This window comes from Clostridium sp. JNZ X4-2, assembly GCF_054889485.1.
The window spans coordinates 1,754,380-1,770,219 of sequence record NZ_CM142685.1 but is presented as its reverse complement, the minus strand read 5'-3'; the positions used below and the strand labels follow the sequence as shown (position 1 = coordinate 1,770,219).

Annotated in this window: 14 protein-coding genes and 1 pseudogene; 13 read left to right on the top strand and 2 right to left on the bottom strand. The window is 32.4% G+C overall.

What is annotated here, in order from left to right; all coding sequences use genetic code 11:
* Nucleotides 1-257 precede the first annotated feature (257 nt).
* The 8 genes and pseudogenes from ACYUJ6_RS08545 (at nt 258) to ACYUJ6_RS08510 (ending at nt 9,450) form a co-directional block, all read left to right on the top strand.
* The gene (locus tag ACYUJ6_RS08545) at nt 258-2,282 is read left to right on the top strand and encodes a urocanate hydratase (protein ID WP_461845387.1); all 2,025 of its coding nucleotides are present in this window, start codon (nt 258-260) and stop codon (nt 2,280-2,282) included.
* A 51-nt stretch (nt 2,283-2,333) separates the two neighbouring features.
* Complete coding sequence (gene hutI / locus ACYUJ6_RS08540) at nt 2,334-3,599, top strand: imidazolonepropionase (RefSeq protein WP_461845386.1); 1,266 nt, start codon at nt 2,334-2,336, stop codon at nt 3,597-3,599.
* A gap of 24 nt (nt 3,600-3,623) precedes the next feature.
* Entirely contained in the window at nt 3,624-4,262 is a 639-nt protein-coding gene (locus ACYUJ6_RS08535) for a cyclodeaminase/cyclohydrolase family protein (RefSeq protein ID WP_461845385.1), read from the top strand.
* A 46-nt stretch (nt 4,263-4,308) separates the two neighbouring features.
* Entirely contained in the window at nt 4,309-5,832 is a 1,524-nt protein-coding gene (hutH, locus tag ACYUJ6_RS08530) for a histidine ammonia-lyase (protein ID WP_461845384.1), read from the top strand.
* 19 nt (nt 5,833-5,851) lie between these two features.
* Nucleotides 5,852-7,255: an APC family permease gene (locus tag ACYUJ6_RS08525; RefSeq protein ID WP_461845383.1), complete on the top strand. Its 1,404-nt coding sequence runs from the start codon at nt 5,852-5,854 to the stop codon at nt 7,253-7,255.
* A 427-nt stretch (nt 7,256-7,682) separates the two neighbouring features.
* Nucleotides 7,683-7,934: pseudogene (locus ACYUJ6_RS08520) on the top strand (alanine--tRNA ligase-related protein); the annotation flags it as partial.
* The gene (locus ACYUJ6_RS08515) at nt 7,917-8,903 is read left to right on the top strand and encodes an alanyl-tRNA editing protein (protein WP_461845474.1); all 987 of its coding nucleotides are present in this window, start codon (nt 7,917-7,919) and stop codon (nt 8,901-8,903) included. The pseudogene ACYUJ6_RS08520 and the gene ACYUJ6_RS08515, both read left to right, overlap by 18 nt.
* 25 nt (nt 8,904-8,928) lie before the next feature.
* The gene (locus ACYUJ6_RS08510) at nt 8,929-9,450 is read left to right on the top strand and encodes a hypothetical protein (protein WP_461845382.1); all 522 of its coding nucleotides are present in this window, start codon (nt 8,929-8,931) and stop codon (nt 9,448-9,450) included.
* Nucleotides 9,451-9,458: 8 nt separating this feature from the next.
* On the opposite strand, the gene ACYUJ6_RS08505 is transcribed toward ACYUJ6_RS08510, so the two are convergent.
* On the bottom strand, nt 9,459-10,235 hold the full coding sequence (locus tag ACYUJ6_RS08505; RefSeq protein ID WP_461845381.1) for a tRNA threonylcarbamoyladenosine dehydratase: 777 nt from the start codon (nt 10,233-10,235) through the stop codon (nt 9,459-9,461).
* A gap of 223 nt (nt 10,236-10,458) precedes the next feature.
* Here ACYUJ6_RS08505 and ACYUJ6_RS08500 point away from each other — a divergent pair, with 223 nt between their 5' ends.
* The gene (locus tag ACYUJ6_RS08500) at nt 10,459-11,289 is read left to right on the top strand and encodes a carbon-nitrogen hydrolase family protein (RefSeq protein WP_461845380.1); all 831 of its coding nucleotides are present in this window, start codon (nt 10,459-10,461) and stop codon (nt 11,287-11,289) included.
* A 160-nt stretch (nt 11,290-11,449) separates the two neighbouring features.
* Here the strand turns inward: ACYUJ6_RS08500 and yedF are convergent, their stop codons facing one another.
* Nucleotides 11,450-12,031: a sulfurtransferase-like selenium metabolism protein YedF gene (gene yedF, locus ACYUJ6_RS08495; protein WP_461845379.1), complete on the bottom strand. Its 582-nt coding sequence runs from the start codon at nt 12,029-12,031 to the stop codon at nt 11,450-11,452.
* Between the two features lie 269 nt (nt 12,032-12,300).
* On the opposite strand from yedF, the gene ACYUJ6_RS08490 reads away from it, so the two are divergent.
* The 4 genes from ACYUJ6_RS08490 (at nt 12,301) to ACYUJ6_RS08475 (ending at nt 15,837) form a co-directional block, all read left to right on the top strand.
* Entirely contained in the window at nt 12,301-13,698 is a 1,398-nt protein-coding gene (locus ACYUJ6_RS08490; RefSeq protein ID WP_461845378.1) for a glycosyltransferase family 2 protein, read from the top strand.
* Nucleotides 13,699-13,925: 227 nt separating this feature from the next.
* Nucleotides 13,926-14,639 (top strand): pseudouridine synthase, encoded by a 714-nt coding sequence (locus ACYUJ6_RS08485; RefSeq protein WP_461845377.1) that lies wholly within the window; start codon nt 13,926-13,928, stop codon nt 14,637-14,639.
* A 54-nt stretch (nt 14,640-14,693) separates the two neighbouring features.
* Complete coding sequence (locus tag ACYUJ6_RS08480; RefSeq protein ID WP_461845376.1) at nt 14,694-14,864, top strand: DUF4264 family protein; 171 nt, start codon at nt 14,694-14,696, stop codon at nt 14,862-14,864.
* Nucleotides 14,865-14,961: 97 nt separating this feature from the next.
* A complete protein-coding gene (locus ACYUJ6_RS08475) occupies nt 14,962-15,837 on the top strand; it encodes a MurR/RpiR family transcriptional regulator (RefSeq protein WP_461845375.1) in 876 nt (291 codons plus the stop codon).
* Nucleotides 15,838-15,840 lie beyond the last annotated feature (3 nt).

The window sequence follows — 15,840 nt, the reverse complement described above, 5'->3', positions numbered from 1 at the left end:
ATAGCATCTCAGTGAATTTAAAATAAAAAGGCTTAATATTTTATCATGATGATATTACAATATCAAGCGTCTGCAATATAGAAAAGATACGAAATTTTTAAAATTGTTTTTCAGCTTAATTTGACATTTTAAAGACGCATAGTCAGTAAAATATATGTAAATGAAATTATTTTTTATTACTATTCAATTAATACAATGTTTAAATAATTGAATAGCAGGCAGATACATACAATTTAATTTTACAGGGAGGAAATATTATGATTAATAACATGGATATTAACAAGGCTATGACTGTAAAGCTGGATGAGGAATTTCCTGAAATGCCTGAATTTGCAGAGGGTATAAGAAGGGCACCAGATAGGGGATTTAATTTGACAAAATCCCAGACGAAAATTGCTTTGAAAAATGCTTTAAGGTACATTCCACCTAAGTATCATGAAAAGCTTATACCAGAATTTTTAGAAGAACTCACCACCAGGGGGAGAATTTATGGCTATAGATTTCGCCCTGAAGGAAGAATTTATGGAAAACCTATTGAAGAGTACAAGGGCAATTGTATAGAAGGTAAAGCTTTTCAGGTTATGATAGATAATAATCTGGATTTTGAAGTTGGGTTATATCCTTACGAGCTTGTTACCTACGGCGAAACAGGAAGTGTATGTCAAAACTGGATGCAGTACAGACTTATTAAGAAATATTTGGAGGTTATGACCCAGGATCAAACTTTGGTGGTGGAATCCGGGCACCCTCTTGGCCTGTTTAAATCAAAACCTGAGGCACCTAGAGTTATAATAACAAATGCTCTTATGGTAGGCATGTTCGATAATGAAAAGGATTGGGAAGTCGCAGAGGAAATGGGAGTTGCAAACTATGGACAGATGACTGCTGGAGGGTGGATGTATATAGGACCTCAGGGTATAGTACATGGCACTTTTAATACTCTGCTGAATGCAGGAAGGCTAAAGCTTGGAATTCCCAATGATGGTGATTTAAGAGGTCATTTGTTTGTAACTTCAGGTCTTGGAGGAATGAGCGGTGCCCAGCCAAAAGCTATAGAAATAGCAAAGGGAGTTGGAATAATAGCGGAAGTGGATAAATCAAGAATAGACACAAGGCTTAAACAGGGGTGGGTTAAAAAATGCTCCTCTGATTTAGACGAGATATTTAAAATTACTTCCGAATATATTCAGAAGAAGAAAAGTATATCTATCGCTTATCATGGAAATGTAGTTGATTTATTAGAATATATAGTTAAAAATAATATAAAAATTGATTTGCTTTCAGATCAAACTTCCTGTCATGCAGTATATGAAGGTGGATATTGTCCTCAGGGAATTGATTTTGCAGAAAGAACAAGGCTTCTTGCAGAAGATAGAGAAAAATTTAAGGGATTAGTGGATAAGAGCTTAAGGCGTCATTTTGAATTGATAAAATCTTTAGTGGATAATGGAACCTATTTTTTTGACTACGGTAATTCTTTTATGAAAGCAGTGTATGATGCAGGAGTTAAAGAAATATCTAAAAATGGAATAGATGAAAAGGATGGATTTATATTTCCATCTTATGTTGAGGATATAATGGGCCCTCAGCTGTTTGATTATGGTTATGGACCTTTTAGATGGGTTTGTTTAAGTGGAAAGAGAGAGGATTTAGTTAAAACAGACAGGGCAGCTATGGAGTGCATAAATCCAGATAGAAGATATCAGGACAGGGATAATTATAACTGGATAAAAGATGCGGAAAAAAATGAGATGGTAGTTGGTACTGAGGCCAGAATATTATATCAGGATGCCAAAGGGAGAATAGATATAGCACTTAAATTTAATGAAATGGTTAGAAAAGGTGAAATAGGGCCTGTGATGATGGGAAGAGATCATCATGATGTAAGCGGTACGGATTCTCCTTTCAGAGAAACTTCAAATATTAAAGATGGAAGTAACGTAATGGCAGATATGGCTGTTCAATGTTATGCAGGAAATGCAGCAAGGGGAATGAGTCTTATAGCTCTTCACAATGGAGGCGGAGTTGGTGTAGGAAAAGCCATAAATGGAGGGTTCGGTCTTGTACTGGATGGAAGCTTCAGGGTAGATGAAACCATTAAATCAGCATTGAACTGGGATGTTATGAGCGGTGTTTCCAGACGTTCCTGGGCAAGAAACGAGCATGCTATTGAAACTGTAATAGAGTTTAACAAAAATAATGTGGGAACAGACCATATAACTCTTCCATATTTGGTTGAAGAAGATTTAATCAAGAACTGGGTAGATAAATATTTTAGATGATTTCAACTGCATATATACATGTTATTAGCTGAAAATATGGAGGTAATTATCATGATAATTAAAAATATAAGCTGCCTTGCCACTTGTGCAGGAAGTTGTCCAAAGACAAAAGATAATTTGAAAGATGCAGGTATAATTAATAATGCTTATATAGTTATAAAAAATCATAAAATAGCAGAAGTGGGCAGTGGAGATGAATATAAAAAATATCTGGATAGTAATATAGTTGTAATAGATGCTGAAGGTAAAACAGTAACTCCTGGTCTTGTAGACAGCCACACACATGTAGTCTATGCAGGCTCAAGGGAAATGGAGCTGCCTTTGAAGCTTAAAAACGTAAAATATATTGACATACTTAAAGCTGGGGGAGGAATATTGAGTACTGTAAATAGTGTGAGAGAAACCTCTTCAGAAAAAATTGAAGGTGAAACAAAAAAGAGATTGGATACAATGCTTTTGCATGGCACCACTACTGTAGAGAGCAAATCAGGATACGGGTTGGATTTTGATAATGAGGTAAAAATGCTTCAGGTAAATAAAAATTTAGACAGCAAACATCCCATTAGTATAATTTCTACTTACTTAGGTGCTCATGCCATTCCGGAAGAATTTAAAAATAATAGAAATGGTTATATAGATTTTATGATAAATTCTGTTATTCCCTATGTGAAAGAACATAATTTAGCAGAGTTTATTGACTGTTTTTGTGAAAAAGGTGTATATACGGCGGAAGAAGCAAGAAAAATTTTGGAGGCAGGGAAAAAGGTTGGACTTAAAGCTAAAATTCATGCAGATGAAGTTGAATCTGCATCAGCAGCAGAATTAGCCGGTGAAATAAAGGCAGTATCCGCAGAGCATTTGGTATCTGCTTCAGATGAAGGCATAAAATCACTGGCTCAAAATAAAGTGGCTGCAGTGCTTTTACCTACTACTTCCTTTTACCTGATGCTGAATAAGTTTGCAAGTGCAAGAAAAATGATAGAAGAAGGAGTTATAGTTGCACTGGCTACGGATTGCAATCCTGGAACTTCACCTACGGAGTCTCTTCAGACTGCTATGACTTTTGCCTGCTTTGGACTTAAAATGCTGCCTGAAGAAATAATAAATGCCATGACTATAAATGCAGCAGCTGCAATTTCCAGAGAAAAGGAGATAGGTAGTATTGAAGCAGGTAAAAAGGCGGACATAACCATATTTAATGCTAAAAATTTAAATTATCTGATTTATCATTTTGGTGTAAATGCAGTAGATATGGTAATTAAAGATGGAAGAATTGTAGTAAAAGATGGGGAATTAATATATAATACTGGAAAATAATATAGTTGAATTCAGGAGGTAAATATGTTACAAGATTTTAAATTAAAAGATTTTATAGATGAGCTGGGTTCCAAATCGCCGGCACCTGGAGGGGGAAGTATTGCAGCTCTTTCAGCATGCCTGGCCAGTGCATTGGTCAGTATGGTATTTAACTTGACCATAGGAAAGAAAGAGTACCTGGAATACGAAAAATCTTTGAGGGAAACTATTGATATATCATTACAGGAAGCAGGTTTGTGGGGGAGGGAATTTTTGAGCCTCATGGAAAAAGATACTGAAGCTTTTTTATTCTTGATGCAGGCCTATAAGATGCCTAAAAATACAGAGGAAGATATAAAACTAAGAAAAGAAGCTATAAAGAGAGGTAATGATGAATCACTGGAAATTCCTTTTAAAGTAGCTGAAAGTGCATATAAATTGTATCCTTATATGGTTACAGCCGTAAAATATGGGAATAAAAATGCAATTTCAGATGCTGGAGTTGCAGTTTCTCTGGTGGAAGCTGCCATAGAAGGGGCTCTGCTTAACGTAAAAATAAATATTCAAGGTATTAAGGACAAAGTGTATAAGAAGGAGTTAAAAGATAAGTGTAATCACCTGTTAGTAGAAAGCAGAAATGAAAAACGGAGGATTATGGAAGCCATAGAAGGCAAATTAGAATAATACTGAATTTATAAATAATAAATAGAGCAAAGGGGAAATGGAGAATATGAAAATTATTAATTTAAATGGAAGAGATTTGACTTTAGAGGATATTTGCAATGTGGCATTTAATAATTATGAGGTATGTCTTACAGATAAGGCAAAAGAAAACGTAAACAAATCAAGAATAATAGTAGATGATATAGTTGATAAGGATAAAATAGTATACGGAATTACTACTGGGTTTGGAAAGTTTTCAAATGTGAATATAACGGGTGAGCAATGTAAAACACTTCAAAAAAATTTAATATTATCACATTCCTGCGGCACAGGTGAAAAATTCCCCAAAGAAATAGTACGATCTATAATGCTGCTCAGAGCCAATGCACTGTCAAAAGGTTATTCTGGTATAAGATTAAATACCTTGCAAACTCTTATAGATATGCTGAATAAGAAAGTACACCCTTTAATACCTGAAAAAGGATCTTTAGGAGCATCAGGGGATTTAGCACCATTATCCCATATGGTATTGCCTATGCTTGGGGAAGGGGAGGCTGAATTTAATGGCATAGTTATGACCGGAAGGGAGGCTATGGAAAAATCTGGTATACCTATAGTGGAACTTGTAGCAAAAGAAGGGTTGGCACTTATAAATGGAACCCAGGTAATGACTGCAGTAGGATCAATAGCATTATGTGAAGCTATAAAGCTTTTAAAGATCAGCGACATTGCAGCATCATTGACTATGGAAGCTTTAAGAGGTATAAAAGACGCCTTTGATCCAAGAGTTCAAGGCGTTAGACCTCATAGAGGGCAGATTAATACAGCTAAAAATATACTTGGTTTAACGGAAAACAGCACTTTTGTAACTGGACAGGGTGAATTGAGAACACAGGATGCCTATACCTTAAGATGTGTACCGCAGGTTCATGGAGCCAGCAAGGATGCTGTAAATTATATTAAGGAAAGGGTAGAAACTGAAATAAATTCTGTTACAGATAATCCTATAGTGTTTGAAAACGGAGATGTTATATCCGGTGGTAATTTTCATGGGCAGCCCATGGCCCTGAGTTTTGACTTTTTAGGAATTGCAGTGGCGGAACTTGCCGATATATCAGAGAGAAGACTTGAAAGACTTATAAATTATCAACTCAATGATTTACCGCCTTTCCTGGTTAAAAAGGGCGGACTCAATTCAGGGTTTATGATCACTCAGTATGCCGCAGCTTCTTTAGTATCTGAAAACAAGATACTTGCCCATCCAGCTTCAGTAGATTCTATACCTTCTTCGGCAAATCAGGAAGATCATGTAAGTATGGGAACTATTGCGGCCAGAAAGAGTTTGAGTATTGTAAAAAACACCAGAAGAGTACTGGCCACGGAACTGATGGCTGCATGCCAGGCTATTGATTTTAGAGAAGGGCTTAAATTAGGTAAAGGCACTCATGAAGCATATAAAACTATAAGGGATAAGATAAGTTTTATTGAAGAAGATAAAATCATGTATAGAGAATTAGATAAATGTGAGGAGCTATTAAAAAGTGGTAAGATATTAATGGATGTGGAGAAAAAAGCAAAATTAGAAATATAAAAAATGAGGGGGATTGTATGTGAATCTATTGAGGAAAAAAACTGTGGAGGATTTTAAAGCTTCTGTAAAAAAAAGCGGGCTTAAAAAGAAGCTGAATTACTTTGATCTGGCAGCTTTAGGAATTGGATCCGTAGTGGGAACGGGTATTTTTGTATCTACAGGACAGGGAGCACAATTAGCGGGACCTGCTATTACCATTTCATTTGCCATAGCAGCTATTACAAGTGCACTTTGTGCACTTACCTATTCAGAACTTGCCACAATGTTTCCAGTTGCAGGGAGTACTTATTCATATTGTTATGTAGCCTTTGGTGAAATCGTTGCATGGATTATAGGTTGGAATTTAATGCTTGAATATCTTGTTTCCGGAGCAGCAGTTGCTTCAGGATGGTCAGGAACCTTTGTTGGAGTTCTAAAAGCATATGGCATTAGTTTACCCTATCAACTTACCAATTCTCCTCTTGCAGGTGGTATAGTGGATTTGCCCTCCGTGTTGATTGTTGCCATTATAACCTGGGTGCTGTATATAGGGGTTACTCAAAGCACTAAGGTAAATAATATTATAGTTGCTGTAAAGGTACTGGTAATATTTATATTCATATTCATTGGTGTAACCCATATAAACCCTGTAAACTATCATCCTTTTGCACCTTATGGATTTAAAGGTATAATGTCTGGTGCCGCAATTATATTTTTCGCTTTTATAGGTTTTGATTCAGTGTCTACTGCAGCAGAAGAAACAGCCAATCCTAAAAGAGATGTACCTATTGGTCTGGCGATTTGCCTTGGACTGGTTATAGTATTATATATAGCTGTTTCAGCTATACTTACAGGAATGGTGCCATTTAAGTCCATTGATATAAATAATGCTTTACCTGGTGCATTGGCCAGAGTAGGCATTAACTGGGGTTCCGCATTAGTTGGAGTTGGAGCCGTTGTGGGGATGATTTCCACTATTCTTGTAATATTATATGGACAAATTAGAATATTTATGGTTATGGCAAGAGACGGACTGCTGCCGGAAGTATTCTCCAAGGTAAATGACAAGCATAGAACTCCAGGCAGGTGTACCATAATAACTGGAATTATAACATGTATCATATGCGGATTTTTACCTTTAAATGTAATTATAGATTTGTGTAATATCGGTACATTGTCGGCTTTCCTATTTGTATCTGTAGGAGTTATTGTACTTAGAAAAACCATGCCGGATATTGAGAGAAAGTTTAAATGTCCAGGAGTTCCATTTACACCAATTTTGACAGTAATATTTTGCTTGTATCTTATGATAAGTCTTCCAGGTGTAACCTGGGTCAGATTTGCCATATGGACTGGAGCAGGATTATTAGTATACTTTATGTACGGAATGAGGCACAGCATATTAAATGATAAAAAACACAATAGTGTTAAAACTAAAAGCTAGAAAACAGGTGAATTCACAATCCTGAAAAACACCATCCTTAATTATCGGATGCATTAAATTTATTTATTTTAATGCATCCGGTTTTTAAACTGCTCAAATCTATATGGTTTATTGTCACCTCTCCAGTTTTAATGTGCCTAATATCAAATACCGTTCTTCTTGTTATGATTTTTTCTATGGAAAATTTCCTATCATTTCAGTATCTTCTATTACAGCAATACAATGTATTTGTGGAAGGCTAAGCTTGCCCTTAATACTTTTTTGAATTTTCTTCAAAGAAAATATAATATCATGGACTAAATTCTAATAATGAAAGTTTTTGCAGATAAATGTAAATCATGAATTTATCTAAATAATATTCTTGATTTTTAATTTACATCATATATATTATGTAAATTAAAAACAATGTAAACCAAAAAAAGTATATAATAATACTAAGGAGTTGATAAATTTGACTGAAAAATTATTCTACAAAAATACTTACCTTAAAGAATGTAAAGCAAAGGTAATAAATACATTAGAAGAGGATGACAAAATAAAAGTTGTCTTGGATAAAACTATATTTTATCCTGAAGGTGGTGGTCAGCCTTCAGATACGGGAACTATTGACGACTTGGAAGTGAACTATGTATATGAAGATAATGGAGTCATATATCACTGTATGAAAGATAAGCCTAAAAATAAATATGTGACATGCAAGATTGATTTTAAAAAAAGATTTGATTACATGCAGCAGCATTCTGGAGAACATTTATTATCTGGAGCAATATTTACTTTATTTAATGGCAATAATAAGGGATTTCATTTAGGGAAAGATTACGTAACCATAGACATTGATATTGAGCATATGGACGAAAACATGATAAAGAGAATAGAAAATGTAGTAAATAAATATATTTATAGAGACCAACCCATAAAAACTTATATGGTTTCAAAAGAACAAAGCAAAAAGTTCCCTTTAAGGAAACAAATAGATGTAAATAATATAAGAATAGTTCAGGCGCTTAATATGGATTGCTGTGCTTGTTGTGGAACTCATGTATCCAGAACAGGCCAAATAGGCATATTGAAAATATTAAAGACAGAAAAATATAAAAAGATGACAAGAATATATTTTAAATGTGGTAATAGGGCATTAATGGATTTTCAACAAAAGCATCAAATAATTATGAATTTAAGTAAGAATTTTTCAGTGGAAATAAGTGATATAGAAAAAAGGATAAACTCTGAAAAAGATGAACTTCAGAAACTTCTAGCAGAAAATAAAAATATGAAAAAAATTTTGGCTAAAAATGAAGTAAAAAATATTTTACAAAATAATACTTCAAATATAATTTTAAAAGGATATGACAATAAAAAATTTGAGGAAATCAAACTTATGGCTTCCATTCTTTCAGAAGACAAGCTGAAAAAAAATATATTGATTTTCTATTCGACTTTAGACAAGAGAATATTGTTTATAAATAATTTAAATCAGGAAATTAATTGTGGGAAACTATTTAAAGACAATATAAAAGATTTTAACGGGAAAGGCGGTGGAAATGCTCAACAGGCTCAGGGAATCTTCCTGAATAACAATGATATTGAAAAATTTTCAAATTTTTTGTATTCCAGTGTAATACAAAATAATTTGAAAGCACAAATATAAATTTTTGAGAAATTAGGTGAAATATTTGGACTTTGATAATGTACTAAAAATAATATTATCCATAGCCTTTGCAGTACAATTTTTTTTGTCATTTATAAAAAGAAGATCCTTTAAAAAAGATTATGGTAAAAATATTTTCAAACTGGGATGGAGCAGAGAAAAGAGAAAAGCTTTATCCTTGATTTTCATAGGACTTGTGACATATATAATTTACATATTGGTAACAGGTTACTTTTCAACTCTTTCAGTATTGATTGTGGGATATATACTGATCAGTATATATGATTTTAGCAAGATAAAAATAATTACTTCAAAGGGAATAGGCGAAAAAAGTTTTTACAGTAATGTATATTACAATTTTATTTACTGGGAAAATATTCTTCAATGGAAATGGTTAGAGAATAAAAAAAATATATTAATATTTAAATCAAAGCTAAAAAATAAAACGGAAACAAATGACTGGAGAGTACTTCCTTCTGAAATAAAGGAAATAGAAAAGTGCTTTTCTAAAAATGCCTTTACTTCAGATAACCAGGAGCCTATTTGATAATAGATTTACTTTTTATAACAGCCAGTAAATCCGTATATTATATCTTTAATAACTTCTCCGCCTATTATCATTCCTGCTACCGGAGGTACAAAGGAATTGCTTGCAGGTATCTGTCGTTTGGCGAGGCATTTTCTGGAGCCTCCCACACAAACACATCCTTCCTTACAGGTTACCACTTCTTCAATCCTAGGCTTTTGAGGAACTTCTTCCGAATATAAAACTTTTAATTCCTTTATACCTCTTTTTTTCAATTCATGACGCATTACTTTGGCCAAAGGGCATATTTTCGTATCATATATATCGGATATTTTAAATTGAGTGGGATCTAATTTATTTCCAGCACCCATACAGCTTATTATATTTATATTATGAGTTTTACACCAAAGCACCAAAGCTATTTTAGAAGATACCGTATCTACTGTATCTACCACATAGTCCGTATTGTCCGGTATAATTTCATCTATATTATCTTCTTTCACAAATGTGTGATAAACCTCTACCCTGCAGGCTGGGTTTATATCTAAAACTCTGTCTTTTAAGACATCTACCTTATATTTACCTATTGTGCTAAAAGTAGCTTGTATTTGCCTGTTTATATTGGTCAAGCAAACAGTATCATCGTCCACAAGTATTAAATGCCCTATACCGCTTCTGACCAGTGATTCAAGAGTAAAACCCCCTACACCGCCCAATCCGAATATTACTACAGTGCTTTTTCTTAATTTCTGTAGAGCTTCTGTACCAATTAACAGCTCTGTTCTTGAAAACGCATGTTGTTTCATTAAATAATCTCCTCTTAACTATAAAATATTTACCATAACTAATATCATATAAGATTATATAATTTTAAATCTTTTTAAGCAATAAGATTTTATAATACATCAATTAGACATGTTTAAAAATTGTGTATTAAGTATTAATTTTTTACCAATCATTGAATAGTTTAAATCAATAAATTATAATTAGTAGTATATAAGAACATATATATATAAAAGAGGTGTTTTTATGATAAAAATAGGCTTGTGCCAGATGATGGTTTCAAAATCCGGTAAAAAAGATAATTTAAAAAAAGCTCAGGATATGATTTATGAAGCTGCACACAGAGGAGCTGAAATAATAGCTTTACCTGAAATGTTTAATTGCTATTACAATCTCAAATATTTTGGAAAGTATGCAGAGAGTTCATATGCTTATGGTGAAACTTTAAATATGTTGTCTTCTACAGCAAAAGAACTTGGAGTATATTTAATAGGGGGCTCTATACCAGAAGTGGATAAAGAAGGCAATTTATATAATACTTCTTTTATTTTCGGTGAAAACGGGAAACTAATCGATAAGTATAGAAAAATACATTTATTTGATGTAAACATAAAGGATAAAATAGCTTTTAAGGAATCAGATATTTTAACTCCAGGTAATAAAGTCATGGTAATAGATACAAAATGGGGTAAAATAGGAGTGGCCATTTGTTATGATATAAGATTTCCTGAACTCATGAGAATTATGGCGCTGAAAGGTGCAAAGATAATATTTGTTCCTGCAGTTTTTAATATAACAACAGGCTCTGATCACTGGGAAACATTGTTTAGGAGCAGGGCAATGGATAATCAACTTTATATGGTGGGAATAGCACCAGCAAGAGATGTTAATTGTTCCTATGTTGCTTATGGAAACTCTCTGGTAGCAGATCCTTGGGGTAAAATAATAAATATATTAGACGAAAAAGAGGGAATACTAATATCAGAATTAGATTTAGATTATATAGAAAAAATCAGGGATTCTCTGCCTGTTTTAAAGAATATAAGGAAAGATGTGTATAAGATCACATTATTGTAAGAACTATGAAAATAATCTGCCCCATGTACACCATTATACTTCCGTAATAAGCAATACTGCGCTCCTGGATAAGTTCTTCAAAGGTTCATATGGAGGAAGGCATTCCTTATCAGCATGCTCCGCCTGAACCTAAGAATCACTTTATAATAATATATAACATTTATAGTTTTATGGTATTGTCTGATGAATTCATTTTTTCAACTATGCTGTACATGTTGGTTATTTCTCCTACAACAAGTTTTTCCTTTAAGCCGTAAAAATCCAGACAAGTTCCACAGCTGTAAATATTTACTCCTTTTTCTTCTAATAATTTTAAATTGTCTATGGAGTCCGAACCTTCTACCGCCAATTTAACTCCCCCATTTAAGAATATTAGATTATTTGGCAGATTGGTGCTTTCAGTTAATGCATATAAATAGCTTTTGATTAAAACAGCTCCAAGTTCATCGTTTCCAAGTCCAAGTTTGTTATTTGATACAACTATAGTTAGTTTTTTATCATCAGCTGTAATGGGTTTACAGTTATTTTCATTTTTCACAATAGTTATATAGTAAAGGCCATCTTTTTGTTTTGCTTCACTGGAAAATGCATTACTTTTCGCAAACTTTAATAAATTACTTTTAGAAACATCATTATCTACAATAACGGTAGCAGTTCCCTCTTTTATTGAATCAAAATATTTTTTTGTGTTTATTACTGGCTGCGGACATTTTAAACCTTTGCAATCTATTATATGTTCCATTGATATACCACCTTTCAAAATGAATATCGTTATTTTAAAATTATAATTTACCCAAATAAATTATAGCATAGGGTAAATACATAAATTATATTTTTTACAAATAGAAAATCACTTGACTATAAAAAAATATTATAATGTACAGTTTTACATTAGTCAGAATATTTCAACTTATCCAGTATAATTTAATATTTGTGGTATTATGATATACGATATTTATATATATTTGTTAGGGGACAATAGAATAAATATATTAAGGAAGGATTTTTGTGATGAAAGAGTTTATTTTTAATTTTACATTTATTTTTCAAATCTCAGTTTTTACAATCACAATATATTATTTAATACTTTCTTTATTTGGACTCTATAAAAGAAGAGATAACGGTGCCCAGAGTTGTGCTCCTAAAAACACTTTTGCACTGTTAGTGGCAGCTCATAATGAAGAAATGGTTATTGCACAAATAATAGAGAGTTTAAAGGATATGGATTATCCTAAAAATATGTATGATATTTTTGTAATTGCAGATAACTGTAATGATGGTACTGCAGATATAGCAAAAAAATATAATGTAAATGTATATGAAAGAAAAGTTCCCGATAAAAGAGGAAAAGGATATGCCCTTGAATGGATGTTTAATAAGATATTTAAAATGGATAAAAAATATGATGCCATAGCTATCTTTGATGCTGATAATTTAGTTTCAAAAAACTTTTTAATTGAAATGAACTATAAATTGAGTAAAGGATATAAGGTTGTTCAAGGTTATGTGGATAGTAAAAATCCCAATGATTCATGGATAACCGGTTCTTATTCAATATCATTTTGGACCACAAACAGACTTTTCCAATTATCCAGATCAAATCTTGGACTGTCAACACAAATTTGTGGTACCGGCTTCTGTATGAATACAGATATACTTAGAGAATTAGGGTGGGGCGCAACTTGTCTCACAGAAGATCTGGAGTTCACTTGTAAATTAGTATTAAATGGACACAAGGTAGGCTGGGCTCATAATGCAGTGGTATATGATGAGAAGCCCTTGACATTAAAACAATCCTGGAACCAGAGAAAGAGATGGATGAAAGGTTTTACTGACGTTTCCTCCAGATTTTTCTTTAAGCTTATAAAAAAGGCAATAAGGGATAAAAGTCTTACAGCCTTTGACTGTGCAATATATACTATACAGCCTTTTGTAACACTGCTGATTGGACTTTCGGCTTTAATAACCATTTTACAGAACAACAATGAACACGGCTTAAATATATTTGTTATAAATTCATTGTTTATACCAGTTTTATGGAAAATCTTTAGTATATTTCAGTTTCTGATTACACCTTTTATAATGACATTGGAGTGTAAACTTTCTAAAAAGATGTTTTCTATATTTGCACTGTATTCTCTTAACATAATAGTACTTTCATACATTTTTACCTCCCCTACTTTTATGGAAATGCTGCTTGGGAATATAGTATACCTGCTGATATTTGTATCGTTTATCTCTTTAAATGGCGGTAAACATTCTCTTAAAATATTTATATGGTATCTACTTTACGGAATATATACTTTGACCTGGATACCAATAACAATACAAGGAATATTGGACAAGAATAACAAAGAATGGGATCACACTAAACATATCAGACAGATAAGCATACAGGAAATGGAATAAAGAACAATCCTCAGTAATATATGGCTGAGGGTTATTTTTTATCCTTTTATCTCTCAGCTGCTGTTGGTTTCTTTGTAAAAATACTACCAGGCATCTTTAATGACAGGAATTTGATTTTAACTGTTTCTTTAATATAGTATATAGTCAATACTATTATTAGTTAAATTATAAATGATGGTAAATAATCAATTGCAATATAATGTATAAATAATAGGTAAGGTGATAATGTGATAGAAAGATTGCAAAAGTATATGGCTTATTGCGGCATAGCTTCAAGAAGAAAATGCGAGAACATAATATTACAAGGAAGAGTAAAAATAAATGATGTTACCGTAAATAAATTAGGTTCAAAAATCGATGATGAAAAGGATAAAATTACTGTAGATAATATTATAGTAAAAAAGAAAACTGAGAAGATATATATATTGTTGAATAAACCTGTGGGATATATTTCCACAGTTAAAGACGACAGGGGAAGAAGTACACTGCTTGATATTGTAAAAGTAGATGAAAGAATTTATCCAATAGGTAGGCTGGATTATAATACCTCAGGATTGATTATATTGACTAATGACGGAAAAGTATATAATAACATAGCCCACCCTAAAAGAGAGCGAAATAAGATATATATAGCCCTACTAAAGGGCATACCTTCCAATGATTCCATAAGAAAATTCAAAAATGGATTAAATATAGACGGATATAGAACTGCTGCTGCAAATTTTGAAATACTCAGTATAGATAAAAGCAGAAATAATTCAAAAGTTAGGATAGGAATACACGAAGGTAAAAACAGACAGATACGAAAAATGTGTGCTGCAATAGGCTGCCCTGTAATAAATTTAACCAGGATAGCCATAGGAGATATAAAATTGGGTGATTTAAAGGAAGGAAGCTGGAGATATTTAACTGAAAAAGAAGTAGATTATATAAGAAGCTGACCTGTATAATCTAATGAAATTATTATTAAATAAAGATGAAGGTGACACTGTATTATGAAAAATAATGAATTAGAATTAATTTCATCAAAAGAATTCAAACGCTATGATGATATGTATAAAATTATAGATTTCTTGAATAAAAATTTAAGCAGCTATGGTATAGTTTTAGGAATATCTGAAAAGGCCGATAAAAGTGTAATAAATATTTATAAAGAAAATAGATAAACAATTGAAAGATATCTTGATAATTTAATCAATAGATGATAAAATGAAACAAATATTGCAAAACGAATTCAAGATAGATAGAGAGGAATGAATAAAAATGGAAAATACCAATAATCCAGATTTGATAAAAACAATTCAAATTAAATTTCCCAGATTAAGTAAAGGACAAAAGTTAATAGCCGAATATATTTTAAAGCATTATGACAAAGCTGCATTTATGACAGCTGCAAAATTAGGTTTAAATGTAGGTGTAAGTGAATCTACAGTAGTAAGGTTTGCAAATGAGCTGGGGTTTTCAGGATATCCAAAATTGCAAAAATCCCTACAGGAGCTTATAAAAAATAAACTCACTACTGTACAGAGAATAGAATTATCAAATGACTTTGTAAGCCAGGAAACTCCTTTAAAGAGTGTTTTAAAATCTGATATGGAAAATATAAGAGCTACCCTGGAAAAGATAAATCATAAAACTTTTGACGATGTTGTAAACAGTATATTTGAAGCTAAAAAGATATACATACTAGGTCTTAGAAGTTCTACTGCAATTGCAGATTTTCTCGGCTTTTATTTAAACCTAATATTAGATAACGTAAAAGTGGTTGGGTATGGAATAAGTGATATTTTTGAGCAGATGATAAATTTAAAAGAAGAGGATCTAGTAATAGGTATAGGATTTCCGAGATATGCCGTGAGAACTATTGAGGCATTAGCTTTTGCCAAAAGCAGAAATGCTAAAGTAGTGTCAATTACTGACAGTCTTCTGTCACCTCTTGCAGCCAGATCTGATTATACTTTAATTGCTCAAAGCAATATGGCTTCATTTGTAGATTCCCTAGTAGCACCTTTAAGCGTAATTAATGCCTTGATTATTGCAGTTGGATTACAAGAAAAAGAAAAGATATCTTCTACTTTTTCAGATTTAGAAGACATTTGGAAAGAATATCAAGTATATTCTTTTAAAGACCAAAATTAGTTA